We start from the raw sequence: 13,772 nt of genomic DNA, 5'->3' as shown, positions 1-13,772 counted from the left end.
ATCCTGCACCGGGCAGCCGTCACAGGTGCCTCCCTCGCCGGCCTTGTGGCAATTGCCACCGCCACCCTTTGGCAGCTCGACCGCGCCTTTCCGCCACCGCTGCCGGCAGCGCTGACGGTGTCGACCGAAGTGCAGGACCGCGACGGCCAGCTGTTGCGGGCCTTCGCCACGCCGGACGGCTATTGGCGGCTCGCCACCCGCCTCGACCAGGTCGACAAGCAGCTCGTCGACATGCTGGTGACTTACGAGGACAAGCGCTTCTGGGATCATCAGGGCGTCGACGTGCTGGCGCTGGCCCGCGCCGCCGGCCAGTTCGCGACCAATGGCCGTATCGTCTCCGGCGGCTCGACGCTGTCGATGCAACTTGCCAGGCTGGCAGAGCCGCGCGACAGCCGCAGCCTCGGCTCGAAGATCAAGCAGATGCTGCGCGCGCTACAGATCGAGCGGCGGCTCACCAAGCGCGAGATCCTCGAACGCTATTTGACGCTGGCGCCCTATGGCGGCAATCTCGAAGGCGTGCGCGCCGCCTCGCTGGCCTATTTCGGCAAAGAGCCAAAGCGGCTGACGGTCTCGGAGGCGGCCCTGCTCGTCGCGCTGCCGCAATTGCCGGAAAAGCGCAGGCCCGACCGCAACCTCGCAATCGCTCACGCTGCCCGCGATCGGGTGCTGGCGCGCATGGTCTCATCAGGCCTGCTTGGCGAGCGCGAGGCCGCACGTGCCGCGCTCGATGACGTTTCAGGCATCCGCCGCACGCTGCCGGCGCTCGCCGCCCATGCCGCCTATGCGGTTCTGCCCAAAGCGGTCGCCGGCCAGCCGTTGCGACTGACGATCCGCAAAAGCGTCCAGGAAGGGCTGGAACAGGTGGCAAACGATGCCGCCACCAGGCTCGGACCCCGCCTGTCGGTCGCCATGGTGCTGGCCGACGCCCGTACCGGCGACATCCTTGGCGAGGTCGGCTCCGCCAACTATTTCGACGCCAGCCGCTCCGGCTGGATCGACATGACCAGGATCGTCCGCTCGCCAGGTTCGACGCTGAAGCCGTTCATCTATGGGCTCGCCTTCGAGCAGGGGCTTGTCGCGCAGGAAACGCTGATCGACGACAGTCCGGCGGATTTCTCCGGCTATAGGCCGAAGAATTTCGACATGGGCTACCAAGGCGACGTCAGCATCCGGCAGGCGCTGCAACTGTCGCTCAATGTGCCGGCGATCAGGGTGCTCGACGCGGTCGGGCCGGCGCGGCTGCTCGCGCGCTTCCGGCAGGCCGGCGTCACGCCGATCCTGCCCGTCAACAAGCCGCCGGGTCTCGCCATCGGTCTTGGCGGCGTCGGCGTGACGCTGCGCGACCTCGTCCAGCTCTATGCCGGGCTTGCCAATGGCGGCAAGGCGCACACGCTGCATGACGGCACCGAGCCGGCGAATGCCGAACGCTCCACGGTTACCATCCTCGACGATCAGGCGAACTGGCAGATCACCGACATATTGTCGGGCGTCAAGCCGCCCGAAGGTGCGGTCCAGCGCGGTATCGCCTACAAGACCGGTACCTCCTACGGCTACCGCGATGCCTGGTCGGTCGGCTTCGACGGGCGCTACGTGCTGGGCGTCTGGGCCGGCCGTCCCGATGCCGGTGCGGTGCCCGGCCTGTCCGGCTATGTCTCGGCCGCACCCATCCTGTTCGAGGGGTTTGTCCGCTCCGGCCTGGCCGCCATGCCGCTACCAAGCCGGCCGGCCGGCGTCGTCAGACCCGGGCGCGACGATCTGCCGGTGACATTGGCGCGTTTCGGTTTTGGCGCCGACGGGCTGGTCCAGGCGACACCGACCGAGCCCGCGCCGACGATCATCTTTCCGCCCGATGGCGCCCGCGTCGATCTCGACACCACTACCGCCGAGGCCTCGCCGCTGGTGCTGAAGCTGCAAGGTGGCCGCGCGCCGTTCCGCTGGCTGGCCAACGGCAAGCCGCTGGTCGGCATCGACCGGCGGCGTAGCGCGACCTGGCAACCGGACGGCGCCGGCTATTCGACCCTGACCGTGATCGACGCGGTAGGGCGCGCGGCAAGCGTGAAAGTGTTCGTTGAATAGAATGCGCCAAGCGATTCAGCGCATTGCGTTTTGCGCCCTGCTGTCGGCTGCCGGTATGTTCCCGGTTTTCGCTGCAGATCTCCCCGCCGGCTTCGTTCGGCTGGCCGACGTCGATCGCACCATCCGGCAGGACATCCGCTATGCCCGCACAGACAATTTCTTGCGTCGCAAGGCGGCCGGCTACGATGCGCCGGTATGCATACTCACCGTGCGAGCGGCAGAAGCGCTGTCCGGCGTCCAGAAAGCGATCGCCGCCGAGGGGCTGACGCTGGTCGTGTTCGATTGCTACCGCCCGGCACGCGCCGTCTCCGACATGGGCGAATGGACTGGGGAAGGCGGACCACCCGACCCACAATGGTATCCGGCGGTCAAGCGCAAGGACCTCATCGCCAAAGGCTATATCGGCGAACTGTCGACCCATTCGCGCGGCTCGACCGTCGATGTCGCAATCGCGCGAGCCGACCGCAACACCGCCCGAAACCGGCCTGCGGTGTATCAGATGCCGACACGCTCGATTTCGGCACCGGCTTCGACTGTTTCGACCCGATGAGCGAAACGGCGCACCGTCCGCTCGCCGAAAAAGCAACGGCAAACCGCAAGAGGCTTGTCGAGGCCATGCGCGCCGGCGGCTTCAGGAATTATCCGCGCGAATGGTGGCACTTCACGCTGGAAAACGAGCCGTTTCCAAAGCAGCGCTTCGACTTTCTCGTCACCGCCGACTGAATCACTGGCAGCCGCGAAAGCAAATCGCGCCCAGGCCTCATCCAGCCATTGCCGAGGCGCGACCTGTCTCTAGATAGATCGCTTCATGAGCCCGGATTCGGTACCCCGGCGTCGAGAGGAAAGAATTTCTTCATGAGGCCAAAAGTCAGCGAAAAATTGCTTCGAAAGCGCAAAAAAAGCAACATTGAGTGCATCTAATTTCTACCAATTCAGTAGATTTGAAGTGATCTCAACGGAGGCGTAAATGACCAATCCTCATTTCAGGAAACTGCTCGGCGCCCTTGTCGCTGCATCGGTCCAATTCGGAACGCTCGGTTTCGCGTTTGCCGATACCACCATCCTCAACGTGTCCTATGATCCGACGCGTGAGCTGTACAAGCAATTCGACGAGGCCTTTGTCGCCCACTGGAAGGCCGAGACCGGTGAGACGGTAACCGTCCAGCAGTCGCATGGCGGGTCGGGCGCGCAGGCCCGCGCCGTGATCGACGGCCTCGACGCCGACGTGGTGACGCTGGCGCTCGAAGGTGACATCAACGCCATCGTCTCGAAATCGCAGAAGATCAATCCCGACTGGCGGACCAAGTTCGAGAACAATTCGGCGCCCTACACTTCGACCATCGTCTTCCTTGTCCGCAAGGGCAATCCGAAGGGCATCCAGGACTGGGGCGATCTGGTCAAGGACGACGTCCAGGTGATCACGCCGAACCCCAAGACTTCGGGCGGCGCGCGCTGGAACTATCTCGCCGCCTGGGCCTATGCCAACGCCAAGGATAGCGGCGACGAGGCCAAGACCAAGGAATTCGTCGGCAATCTTTACGCCCATGTTCCGGTGCTCGACACCGGTGCGCGCGGCGCGACCGTGACCTTCGCACAAAAGGGCCTGGGCGACGTGCTGCTGGCCTGGGAAAACGAGGCCTATCTGGCGCTCGACGAGTTCGGCGCCGACAATTTCGACATCGTCTACCCGCCGACCTCGATCCTGGCCGAGCCGCCGGTCGCCGTAGTCGACGCCAACGTCGATGCCAAGGGCACGCGAAAAGTCGCCGAAGCCTATCTGAGCTATCTATACTCCAAGGAAGGCCAGACGCTCATCGCCAAGAACCACTATCGCCCGTCGAAGCCCGATTTGGTGCCGGCGGAGGACCTCGCCAAACTGCCGGAGATCAAGCTGATCACCATCGACGATCCGCTTTTTGGCGGTTGGAAGAAAGCACAGCCTTACCATTTCGGCGACGGTGGTATATTCGACCAGATCTACAAGCCAGCCCAGTAGGCCCAATAGCTAGACTCTAGATCAGGACGACATGACCACAGCACCCGCAAAAGCGAGGTGGCGGTTCAGACAGCCGAGCGTCATTCCGGGTTTCGGATTGACGCTCGGCTTCTCTCTTGCCTACCTCACGCTCATCATCCTCATCCCCCTATCGGGGCTGATCTGGCGATCGGCCGCGCTCGGCTGGGCCGATTTCTGGGCGATCGCCACCGATCGCCGCACTATCAACGCGCTTGAAATCAGTTTTGGCACCGCCTTCATTGCAGCCGCGGTCAATGTCGTCTTCGGCACGATCGTCGCCTGGGTGCTGGTGCGCTACAACTTTCCTGGCCGCCGCATCGTCGATGCCATGGTCGACCTGCCCTTCGCGCTGCCGACAGCGGTCGCAGGCATTGCGCTGACCACGCTCTACGCGCCGAATGGCTGGCTCGGCAGCCTGCTGGCACCGCTCGGCATCAAGGTCGCCTACACGCCGCTCGGCATCGTCATCGCGCTGATCTTCATCGGCCTGCCCTTCGTCGTGCGCACCGTCCAGCCGATCATGGAGGAGATCGACAAGGAGGTGGAGGAAGTGGCCGCGACGCTCGGCGCCAATCGCTTCCAGACCATCGCCCGGGTTCTGCTTCCGGGCCTCGCGCCCGCCATCGTCACCGGTTTCGCGCTGGCTTTCGCGCGCGGTGTCGGCGAGTACGGCTCCGTCATCTTCATCGCCGGCAACCTGCCCTACAAATCCGAGATCGCGCCGCTTCTGATCGTCATCCGGCTGGAGGAATACAATTATGCGGCGGCGACCGCGATCGCCGCAATCATGCTCGCTTTGTCGTTCGTGATGCTGCTGGTCATCAATCTGGTGCAGACGTGGAGCCGCAAGCGCTATGGCTGATCCGGAGATCAAATCCTACGCACCGCACCACGAAAGCCAGTCGGCGGCAGTGACCGAAAGCCGCCCGGCGAAAGCCGTGCTGATGATCGTGAGCTTCGCCTTCCTCGGCATTTTCCTGCTCTTGCCGCTGATCGTCGTCTTCAACGAAGCCTTCGCAAAAGGTCTCAGCGCTTACACGGAGGCGCTGACCAACCCAGACACGCGCTCGGCGATCCACCTGACACTACTGGTGGCGGCGATCTCGGTGCCACTCAACGTCGTCTTCGGCATCTCCGCCGCTTGGGCGATCGCCAAGTTCGAGTTCAAGGGCAAGGCCTTCCTGACCACGCTCATCGACCTGCCGTTTTCGGTCTCGCCGGTTATCTCCGGCCTGGTCTATGTGCTTTTGTTCGGCGCACAGGGCCTGCTCGGCGCCTGGCTGAAGGCGCATGGCATCGTCATCCTGTTTGCCGTGCCGGGCATCGTGCTCGCCACCATCTTCGTCACCTTCCCCTTCGTCGCCCGCGAACTGATCCCGTTGATGCAGGAACAGGGCAATGGCGACGAGGAGGCAGCGCTGTCGCTCGGCGCCAATGGCTGGCAGGCTTTCTGGTACGTGACACTGCCCAACGTCAAATGGGGGCTGCTCTACGGCGTGTTGTTGTGCAATGCCCGCGCCATGGGCGAGTTCGGCGCGGTGTCGGTGGTGTCAGGCCACATACGCGGGCTGACCAACACCATGCCGCTGCATGTCGAAATCCTCTACAACGAGTACAATGCCGCCGCCGCCTTCGCCGTCGCTTCGCTACTCGCGGGCCTGGCGCTCGTCACGCTGGTCTTGAAAACACTTCTCGAAATGCGCTACGGCGCCGAGATCGCCGCGACGCGCGGACATTAATGCCTGTTGCCCAAAAGTCTGTAGCGGTTTTGGGATAACGACATGCATCGACAAAAAGGGACGGTTGATGGAAGTTCGCGTTGCCAACGTGCGCAAGGAGTTTGAGCGGTTTCCGGCGCTCCAAGACGTATCGCTCGACATCAAGTCCGGCGAGTTGATCGCGTTGCTCGGGCCTTCCGGCTCCGGCAAGACGACATTGCTCAGGCTGATCGCCGGGCTGGAGCGGCCGACGAAGGGAAAGATATTCTTTGGCGAGGAAGACGCGTCGCAAAAGTCGATCCAGGAGCGCAATGTCGGCTTCGTCTTCCAGCATTATGCGCTGTTTCGCCATATGACGGTCGCCGACAATATCGGCTTTGGACTCAAGGTCCGGCACGGGCCGACACGTCCGTCAGCGCAGGAAATCCGCCGCCGGGCCTCCGAGCTTCTCGACCTCGTCCAGCTTTCCGGCTTGGAAAAACGCTATCCGGCGCAGCTTTCGGGCGGTCAGCGCCAGCGTGTGGCGCTGGCCCGCGCCATGGCGATCGAACCGGCCGTGCTTTTGCTGGACGAGCCGTTCGGCGCGCTCGATGCCCAGGTCCGCCGCGAGTTGCGCCGCTGGCTGCGTGACATCCACGACGCCACCGGCCACACCACGGTCTTCGTCACCCATGACCAGGAAGAAGCGTTGGAGCTTGCCGACCGCGTCGTGGTGATGAGCCAGGGCCGCATCGAGCAGGTCGGCACCGCCGATGAAATCTACGACACGCCGAATTCGCCCTTCGTCTACGGCTTCATCGGTGAATCGAGCTCGCTTCCCGTCAAGGTCGAGGACGGCCAGGTCTGGATCGCCGACCGCCCGATCGGCCTCTCCGCGCCACAGGCGCCGCAGGGCGAAGCGACGCTGTTCTTCCGCCCGCACGATGTCGAGCTGGTGGACGAATGCAATGGCTGCATCGCCGGCACGGTCGTCGCCAGTCGTCGCGTCGCCGACACCAGGCGCGTGGAGCTCGAAATCGGCGGCGAGCGTCAGCGGGTCGAGGTCGAGTTGCCCGTCGACCATCCGGCGGCGCAGAAAAGTCGCATTGCGTTTAGGCCGCGGCGCTGGAAGCTTTTTCCGGCCGCTTGATCCTATCCGGCGCTACACCAGCCAGTTCTCGACCTTCAGGCCCTTGATCCGATTGAACTCTCCCGTGTTGGCCGTCACTAGGGTAGTGCCCAGTGCGTAGGCGTGGGCAGCAATAAAAAGGTCGTTTTGGCCAATGGTCTGGCCGATGCGTTCCAGCTCGGCGCGAATCGCGCCGTACTTGGCATCCACCGGCACATCGAGCGGCAAGACAGGGATCTCAGCCAGCAATTCCTCGACCTTCTTGAGCAGCTTGACCGATCCCTTCCTGACGCAGCCATATCGGAGTTCCGAGGCGACCACGATGCTGGTACACACGGCGGCGTCTCCAACGCGCAGGATGGCGCTGGCGGCTCTGCCTGCCGGGTTTCGGATCATGTCGCTGATAATGTTCGTGTCCAGCATGAACCGCATTTAAAAAAAATCCTCGGATTTGACAGGCATATCCTCAATCTCGGGGAAGTCTTCCTCGGGGTCGAGCGGCGGCTCTTTCGCCCATTGCGCAAGCAGAGCCGTGAGGCCAGGTTTGCGGACCGGCTCGATGACCAAGCGGTCGCCTTCACGGCTGATCAAGACCTTTTCGCCGGGGAGCTCGAATTCGACAGGAATGCGCACGGCTTGGCTGCGATTGTTGCGAAACAGCTTCGCCTCCTTCGGTGGCGTTGTTGAATGGCGATGCTGGGGCATAGCGACGGCTCCTTGTATATACCACTTGTATATGCCAAATAGTGCCGTGATGCAACCATCTTGCCAGCGCATTGGCCGGCCGGGAAACATCGTGCACGCGAAACGATCACTCCCAAGCCGCCTGGAAAGACCCCGCTTGGAAGAAAATACTAATACTAGGCCGAAGAGGAAATATTTTTCTCGCAATAACGTGACTGAGCCGTTCTACGTATCTCGTCGCGCATGATGTCTTGCCACTATGGTTCGGCAATAAGCGCGTTGCATTGGAGCCTGTTTTCATGAAGCCATTTTTGCTTGGCGTCGCCACAGCGGCCGGCCTGTTCCTCGCATCCTCCCAAGCCTGGTCGGCCGACAGGCTGCTGAACGCGTCCTACGATGTCGGCCGCGAATTGTTTGCGCAGGTCAACAAGGCCTTCGTCGCTGGGCACCCCGGCGTCGCCATCGATCAGTCGCATGCCGGGACGTCGGCGCAGGCGCGTGCCATCGCCGAGGGTCTCGGCGCCGATGTCGTCACCTTCAACCAGGTCCTCGACATCGACTTTCTGGTCTCGAAGGGTCTTATCTCCGCCGACTGGCAAAAAGACTTCCCCGACAACGCCTCGCCTTTCTATTCGCTGCCGTCCTTTTTGGTGCGCGCCGGCAATCCGAAGAACATCAAGGATTGGAACGATCTCGTGCGCGACGACGTCCAGGTGATCTTCCCCAATCCGAAAACGTCGGGCAATGCGCGCTACACCTATCTCGCGGCCACCGCCTACGCCAAGGAAGCCTTCAAGGGCGACGACGCCAAGGTGAAGGAATTCGTCACCAAACTGTTCAACAACGTGCCGATCTTCGACAGCGGCGGACGCGCCGCCACCACCACCTTCGTGCAGCGCGAAATCGGCGACGTGCTGATCACCTTCGAGTCGGAAACCCGCGGTATCAGCAGGGAGTATGGCGAGGACAAGTTCGAGCAGGTGACGCCCTCGGTCAGCCTGTTGGCGGAGTTTCCGGTGGCGATCGTCGACACGGTCGCCGATGAGCACGGCACACGCGATCTCGCCAAGACCTATCTCGACTTCCTCTATACGCCGGAGGGCCAGGACATCGCCGCCCGCAACGGCCTGCGGGCCCGCGACGCGGCGGTCGCCGCCAAATATAAGGCTGAGTTTCCCGATGTCCGCCTGCTGACGGTGGAGGACGTCTTCGGCGGCTGGGCCAAGATCCAGGCCGAACATTTTGCAGCCGGCGGACTGCTCGACCAGACCTATGGTAGCCGCTGAAGCAAGCGATCTTTGAAACTGATAAGAAAGCCGGTTTTTGCCGGCTTTCTTCGTTTTACGCTCTAGAAAGGAGATTTCCCGCTTTCCGGGCGCCCGCTGTCCAAAACGTTACGAAGAATCAACGCGTTTGCGCGCAATGTGTCAGCAGGCGGCTTGTCTGCGCGAACGGCATCGCGCGGCTCAACCGTCATGATTTGCACACAAACAGCCGCCAAACGCGGGTGGTTGGGGCTTCATGGGTTCACTCGGGCATGCTGACCAAAAAAGGCAAATACGGCCTCAAGGCCCTCGTGCATCTGTCCGGCCTGCCGGTCGGCCAGCTCGCATTCGTCAACGACATTGCGGTCGCCAACAACATCCCGAAGAAATTCCTGGATGCTATTCTGGGCGAATTGCGCAATGCCGGCTTTGTCCAGAGCCGCAAGGGCAAGGAAGGCGGCTATCGCCTCGCCCGGCCGGCCTCCGAGATCAAGATCGGCCATGTCGTGCGTGTTCTCGACGGGCCGCTGGCGCCGATCCCTTGCGCCAGCCGCACCCAATATCAGCGCTGCGAGGATTGCGACGAGGCGACCTGCCAGGTCAGGCACATGATGCTGGAGGTGCGCCAGGCGATCGCCGAGGTGCTGGACAATCGCAGCCTCGCCGCCATGCGCGATGCCGACAATGACGATTTTCCGGTCGAACTGACGTCGCAGATCTGAACAGGCACCCCGAAAGCGAGACCCGCGCCGGCGAGCCGGCTCATGAATTCGCCTCGAACAGGCTCACGGCATCGGCGACAATGTCGGCGATCGGGCGCGTCGCATCCAGCGTCAACGCGTTCTCGTCGGCTGCCGGCGCTTCAAGCGTGGCGAATTGGCTGTCGACCAGGCTTGCCGGCATGAAATGGCCCTGGCGGGAGCCGACACGCTGCTTTGCGGTCGCTGGATCGATTTCCAGATAGAGGAAAACGATATTCTGGCAAAAGCCGCGCAGACGCTCGCGGTAGCTGCGCTTCAGCGCCGAACAGGCGGCGACGACGCCTTGCCCATCGCCGACCGATCCCGCAACGCGCCGGCCGATCGCGTCGAGCCAGCCTTCGCGCAATGCGTCGGTCAGCGGCTCACCGCTTGCCATGCGCGCGACGTTTTCCGGCGGATGCAGCCTGTCGCCCTCAACGAAGGTGGCGCCCAATGCTGCGGCCAGCGCCTCGCCGACGGCCGACTTGCCACAACCGGCGACGCCCATCACCACGACGGCCGGTGCGGACCGAACGGGATCCTGCATTTGTGCTGCCTTTTCGTCCACGATGCGGGTCAGCGGCTGGCCGGCGCGCGGCCGTAAAGCAGGAGCATGGCGACGATGACGACGCCGTAGATGATCTGCCGCCCCGCCTCCGGCATTTGCATGACCGAAAGAATGGACTGCAAAAGCGTGATCAGGATCACGCCAGCGACCGTGCCAAGATAGGAGCCGCGCCCGCCGAGGATCGAGGTGCCGCCAAGCACGACCGCTGCTATCGACGGCAGCAGATAGGCGTCGCCCATAGACTGGGCCGCCTTGGAAGCATAGCCGGCCAGAAGTACGCCGCCGAAAGCCGAGAGACCACCGGACGCGGCGAAGGCGATCAACACCACGCGCCGCGTATCGATGCCGGAGAGATAGGCGGCGCGCTCGCGATTGCCGATGCCGTAGACCGTGCGGCCGAAGCCGGTGCGGGTAAGCACGAAGACCATCGCCGCACCGATCAGCGCCCAGATGATGACGGCGTTGGGCACACCCGGAATGGCAAAGCCGGTCGCCAGATAGCGCATCGCCGGGGTCGCCGAATCCTGCGGCGAGAAGCCGCCCGTATAGACCACCATCAGCCCTTGCGCGACGGCATTGGTGGCGAGCGTGATGATCATCGAGGGAATGCGCAGATAAGCGACACCGATGCCGTTGACGACGCCGATCACCACACCGCAGAAAATGCCGAACGGGATGGCCAGCGCCACGCCGACCGGTCCATAGGCGGCGGCCGCACAGGCCATCATCGCGCCCGCCGCCACGGACCATGGCACCGACAGGTCGATCTGGCCGAGCAGGATGACCAGCATCATGCCGGTGGCGATGACGCCGAGAAACGACGCCACCTTGAGCTGCTGCAGCAGATATTCCGGCGACAGGAAGCTGCGCGAATAGAGGCTGCCGACAAACAGCAGCAGCACGATGCAGGCGAAGGCGGTCAGCACCGCGGGGTCGGCGCGGCGGATGAATTTCGGCATGCGGCCGGCGATACCGCCGATGGTCGTTTCGCTCACAGGAACCACTCCAGCCGGTTGCGGACCCTGAACAGGGCGAAGGCGCCGAGGCTGACCGCGATCAGCAGGATGACGCCCTGGAACAGCGGTTGCCAAAGCGGATCGAAATCGAAGACGAAGAGCAGGTCGCCGATGGTGCGGAAGGCGAGCGCACCGAAGATCGCGCCGATGGCACTTCCCTTACCGCCGAACAGCGAGACGCCGCCAAGCACCACGGCGGCGATCGAGAACAGCGTATAGGCATTGCCGCTGGCATAGGCCGCCTCGCCCGTATAGGTGAAGAAGGTCAGGAACAATCCGCCGATCGCGGCCAGCAGGCCGGCCAGCGCATAGGCGGTGAATTTTCCGCGGCGGATCGGCACGCCGGACATGTAGGCCGCCATCTCCGAAGAGCCCGCGGCATAGGCCGCGCGGCCGAGCACCGAGCGGCTGAACGGCACCCAGACGACGAGCACGACGGCCAGCAGCACCACCAGGCTCGCCGGCACCACGCCGAACAACCGCCCGGTCAGCGCGTCGGCGAGATCCTCGTTGACCGAACCGCCCGGGAACGGTCTCAGCAGCAGCGCGATGCCGAAATAGACCGCACCCGTGGCGATGGTGGTGACGATCGGCTGCAGCCGTCCGTAGATGACGATGGCGCCGTTGATCGCCCCGCACAGCAGCCCGGTGCCAAGCACCGCGACGACACCGAACGCGGTCTCGATGCCGGTGCCGATGACCAGCCATGAGGCCAGGCAGTTGGTCAGCGTGAAGATCATGCCGACGGAAAGGTCGATGCCGGCGGTGATCACCACCAGCGTCTGCGCCATGGCGACGAAGGCGAGCAGCACGCCCTTGTTGGAAGCCGTCTGCACGACATTGGCGGTAAAGCCCGCAGGATGGTTCGAAGTGTAGATGATAAACATCACGATGAAGATGCCGAACGCCAGCAGCGTTCCGCGTTGTTCGGCAAGCCAGTAGCGCCAATCTTTCACGCGTCCGCTCCTCGGGCTGGCGTCTTCGCCATGCCTGTGACAGCCATCTCTTCGCCATGGATGTTGAGCGCGCTTGATATCAGCGCCCGCTCGGTGATCTCGGCGCCGACCAGCTCGCGCTTGACCGCCCCGTCATAGAGCACCAGCACCCGGTCGCAGCAGCCGATCAGCTCGTCATAGTCGGTGGAGTAAAACAGGATCGCAGCGCCTTGGTCGGCAAGCTTGCGCATCAGCTGATAGAGTTCCTGCTTGGTACCGACATCGATGCCGCGCGTCGGGTCGTTGAGCAGGATGATGCGCGGCTTCCGCATCAGCCATTTGGCGATGACGACCTTCTGCTGGTTGCCGCCGGACAGTGCGCCGACCGGAATGTCGAGGCCCGCCGTCTTGATCGCCAGCAAAGCAACCATGTCGTCGATCAGCCGCTGCTCGGCGGCGCGGTCGATGATGCCGGCCCTGGACAGCCGGTCGAGTGCCGCGAAGGAGAGATTTTCGCGCACCGTCATCGGCAGCATCAGGCCTTCCGTCTTGCGATCCTCCGGGATCAGCGCCATGCCTATACGGTCATCGCGCGCGGCGGCCGGACTGGAGATCGCCACCGGTCTGCCATCGATCAATATCTGGCCGCTGAGGCCGCGCAGCACGCCGAAGAACGCGAGCAGCAATTCGCGCTGGCCCTGGCCGTCGAGACCGCCGAGGCCGACGACCTCGCCTGCGCTGACCGTGAGCGAAATATTGTCCAGCCGGTCGGTCCAGGACAGCTTGCGCGCCTCCAGCACGGGCGCGGCGGTGGCCGGCGCGCGCACCGGCTTTGGTGGAAAGATGTGGCTGTATTCGCGGCCGATCATCAGCTCGACGACTTCGTTGTCGCCCTTCGTGCCTGCGGCATAGCTGGCGACATTGCGGCCGTTACGGAACACCGTGCACTGGTCGGCTAGCTCGGCGATCTCGTTCATCCGATGCGAGATGTAGAGCAGCGCCAGCCCTTCCGAGCGCAGTCGCTTCAACACGCCGAAAATCTTGGCGACATCGGCCGCGGTCAGCGCCGAGGTCGCCTCGTCGAGGATCAGGATGCGCGGCTTCCTGGCAAGTGCCTTGGCGATCTCGACCATCTGCCTTCTTGAAAGAGGAAGATCCTTGACCAACGCCAGAGGGTGGATGTCGGCAGCGCCGGCGCGCGCCAGCGCTTCTTCCGCAACGCGTCGCTGCGCCTTGCGGTCGATCATGCCGAAGCGCTTGGGCGGATCGGAAATGACGATGTTATCGGCGACGCTGAGTTCGGGGACGAGCGACAGTTCCTGGAAAATGCAGACGATGCCGGCCTGGTTGGCCGCGGCCGGCGAAGCGAAGGTCACCTCGCTTCCGTCAAGCATCATGCGGCCTTCGTCAGGCGCGACGACGCCGGCCATCACCTTGATCAGCGTCGATTTGCCGGCGCCATTTTCGCCGAGGATGGCGTGAATGCTGCCTGGCGTGACCGAAAGCTCGGCCTTTTCCAGCGCCCGCACACCGCCATAGCGCTTGGATATGCCCTCCATCCGGAAGAGTGGAACCGCACCGTCCATCGGCCCCTCCCAAGGCGCTTGTTCTTCGGGACCGACGCCGCGGGATTATCCCGCGGCGT

15 protein-coding genes are annotated in these 13,772 nt (G+C 63.6%); 9 read left to right on the top strand and 6 right to left on the bottom strand.

Annotated elements, in window-relative coordinates:
- From pbpC to E5W87_RS03430, 7 genes are all read left to right on the top strand, one after another.
- A complete protein-coding gene (pbpC, locus tag E5W87_RS03460; RefSeq protein WP_292394019.1) occupies positions 1–2,076 on the top strand; it encodes a penicillin-binding protein 1C in 2,076 nt (691 codons plus the stop codon).
- Position 2,077: 1 nt separating this feature from the next.
- Entirely contained in the window at positions 2,078–2,626 is a 549-nt protein-coding gene (locus tag E5W87_RS03455; RefSeq protein WP_292394017.1) for a M15 family metallopeptidase, read from the top strand.
- Positions 2,623–2,799 carry a M15 family metallopeptidase gene (locus E5W87_RS03450; protein ID WP_292394015.1) on the top strand — a complete coding sequence of 59 codons (177 nt, stop codon included), beginning with the start codon at positions 2,623–2,625 and terminating at the stop codon, positions 2,797–2,799. The genes E5W87_RS03455 and E5W87_RS03450 overlap by 4 nt, the downstream gene beginning before the upstream one ends.
- A 244-nt stretch (positions 2,800–3,043) precedes the next feature.
- On the top strand, positions 3,044–4,072 hold the full coding sequence (locus E5W87_RS03445) for a sulfate ABC transporter substrate-binding protein (protein ID WP_292394013.1): 1,029 nt from the start codon (positions 3,044–3,046) through the stop codon (positions 4,070–4,072).
- Between the two features lie 31 nt (positions 4,073–4,103).
- Entirely contained in the window at positions 4,104–4,955 is an 852-nt protein-coding gene (gene cysT / locus E5W87_RS03440; RefSeq protein WP_292394011.1) for a sulfate ABC transporter permease subunit CysT, read from the top strand.
- Complete coding sequence (cysW, locus tag E5W87_RS03435; protein WP_292394009.1) at positions 4,948–5,832, top strand: sulfate ABC transporter permease subunit CysW; 885 nt, start codon at positions 4,948–4,950, stop codon at positions 5,830–5,832. Before cysT ends, cysW begins: the two co-directional genes overlap by 8 nt.
- Positions 5,833–5,899: 67 nt before the next feature.
- A complete protein-coding gene (locus E5W87_RS03430; RefSeq protein WP_292394007.1) occupies positions 5,900–6,940 on the top strand; it encodes a sulfate/molybdate ABC transporter ATP-binding protein in 1,041 nt (346 codons plus the stop codon).
- Positions 6,941–6,952: 12 nt separating this feature from the next.
- On the opposite strand, the gene E5W87_RS03425 is transcribed toward E5W87_RS03430, so the two are convergent.
- Positions 6,953–7,351 carry a type II toxin-antitoxin system VapC family toxin gene (locus tag E5W87_RS03425; RefSeq protein WP_292394004.1) on the bottom strand — a complete coding sequence of 133 codons (399 nt, stop codon included), beginning with the start codon at positions 7,349–7,351 and terminating at the stop codon, positions 6,953–6,955.
- The gene (locus tag E5W87_RS03420) at positions 7,352–7,624 is read right to left on the bottom strand and encodes an antitoxin (protein ID WP_292394074.1); all 273 of its coding nucleotides are present in this window, start codon (positions 7,622–7,624) and stop codon (positions 7,352–7,354) included. It lies immediately after the preceding gene.
- A 278-nt stretch (positions 7,625–7,902) separates the two neighbouring features.
- Between E5W87_RS03420 and E5W87_RS03415 the strand changes: the two genes are divergently transcribed.
- Entirely contained in the window at positions 7,903–8,889 is a 987-nt protein-coding gene (locus tag E5W87_RS03415; RefSeq protein ID WP_292394002.1) for a sulfate ABC transporter substrate-binding protein, read from the top strand.
- Between the two features lie 251 nt (positions 8,890–9,140).
- Entirely contained in the window at positions 9,141–9,590 is a 450-nt protein-coding gene (locus tag E5W87_RS03410) for an Rrf2 family transcriptional regulator (RefSeq protein ID WP_006202816.1), read from the top strand.
- 40 nt (positions 9,591–9,630) lie between these two features.
- Here the strand turns inward: E5W87_RS03410 and E5W87_RS03405 are convergent, their stop codons facing one another.
- From E5W87_RS03405 to E5W87_RS03390, 4 genes are read right to left on the bottom strand one after another with little or no spacing between them, the layout of a single operon-like run.
- Positions 9,631–10,155 (bottom strand): gluconokinase, encoded by a 525-nt coding sequence (locus E5W87_RS03405; RefSeq protein ID WP_292394000.1) that lies wholly within the window; start codon positions 10,153–10,155, stop codon positions 9,631–9,633.
- A 29-nt stretch (positions 10,156–10,184) separates the two neighbouring features.
- Positions 10,185–11,171 (bottom strand): ABC transporter permease, encoded by a 987-nt coding sequence (locus E5W87_RS03400; protein WP_292393998.1) that lies wholly within the window; start codon positions 11,169–11,171, stop codon positions 10,185–10,187.
- Complete coding sequence (locus E5W87_RS03395; RefSeq protein ID WP_292393996.1) at positions 11,168–12,148, bottom strand: ABC transporter permease; 981 nt, start codon at positions 12,146–12,148, stop codon at positions 11,168–11,170. The genes E5W87_RS03400 and E5W87_RS03395 overlap by 4 nt, the downstream gene beginning before the upstream one ends.
- Positions 12,145–13,713, bottom strand: coding sequence for a sugar ABC transporter ATP-binding protein (locus E5W87_RS03390; RefSeq protein ID WP_292393994.1), 1,569 nt, complete (start codon positions 13,711–13,713; stop codon positions 12,145–12,147). Before E5W87_RS03390 ends, E5W87_RS03395 begins: the two co-directional genes overlap by 4 nt.
- Positions 13,714–13,772 lie beyond the last annotated feature (59 nt).

The sequence above is a fragment of the Mesorhizobium sp. genome, assembly GCF_004962925.1.
GTDB lineage: Bacteria > Pseudomonadota > Alphaproteobacteria > Rhizobiales > Rhizobiaceae > Mesorhizobium.
Note: the sequence above shows the minus strand (reverse complement) of the source record. Positions and strands in the feature narration are given on the sequence as shown.

Coding starts and splice junctions, on each gene's coding strand:
- E5W87_RS03455 (WP_292394017.1), top strand. CDS start 2,078: ATGCGCCAAGCGATTCAGCGCATTGCGTTTTGCGCCCTGCTGTCGGCT.
- E5W87_RS03450 (WP_292394015.1), top strand. CDS start 2,623: ATGAGCGAAACGGCGCACCGTCCGCTCGCCGAAAAAGCAACGGCAAAC.
- E5W87_RS03445 (WP_292394013.1), top strand. CDS start 3,044: ATGACCAATCCTCATTTCAGGAAACTGCTCGGCGCCCTTGTCGCTGCA.
- cysT (WP_292394011.1), top strand. CDS start 4,104: ATGACCACAGCACCCGCAAAAGCGAGGTGGCGGTTCAGACAGCCGAGC.
- cysW (WP_292394009.1), top strand. CDS start 4,948: ATGGCTGATCCGGAGATCAAATCCTACGCACCGCACCACGAAAGCCAG.
- E5W87_RS03430 (WP_292394007.1), top strand. CDS start 5,900: ATGGAAGTTCGCGTTGCCAACGTGCGCAAGGAGTTTGAGCGGTTTCCG.
- E5W87_RS03425 (WP_292394004.1), bottom strand. CDS start 7,351: ATGCGGTTCATGCTGGACACGAACATTATCAGCGACATGATCCGAAAC.
- E5W87_RS03420 (WP_292394074.1), bottom strand. CDS start 7,624: ATGCCCCAGCATCGCCATTCAACAACGCCACCGAAGGAGGCGAAGCTG.
- E5W87_RS03415 (WP_292394002.1), top strand. CDS start 7,903: ATGAAGCCATTTTTGCTTGGCGTCGCCACAGCGGCCGGCCTGTTCCTC.
- E5W87_RS03410 (WP_006202816.1), top strand. CDS start 9,141: ATGCTGACCAAAAAAGGCAAATACGGCCTCAAGGCCCTCGTGCATCTG.
- E5W87_RS03405 (WP_292394000.1), bottom strand. CDS start 10,155: ATGCAGGATCCCGTTCGGTCCGCACCGGCCGTCGTGGTGATGGGCGTC.
- E5W87_RS03390 (WP_292393994.1), bottom strand. CDS start 13,713: ATGGACGGTGCGGTTCCACTCTTCCGGATGGAGGGCATATCCAAGCGC.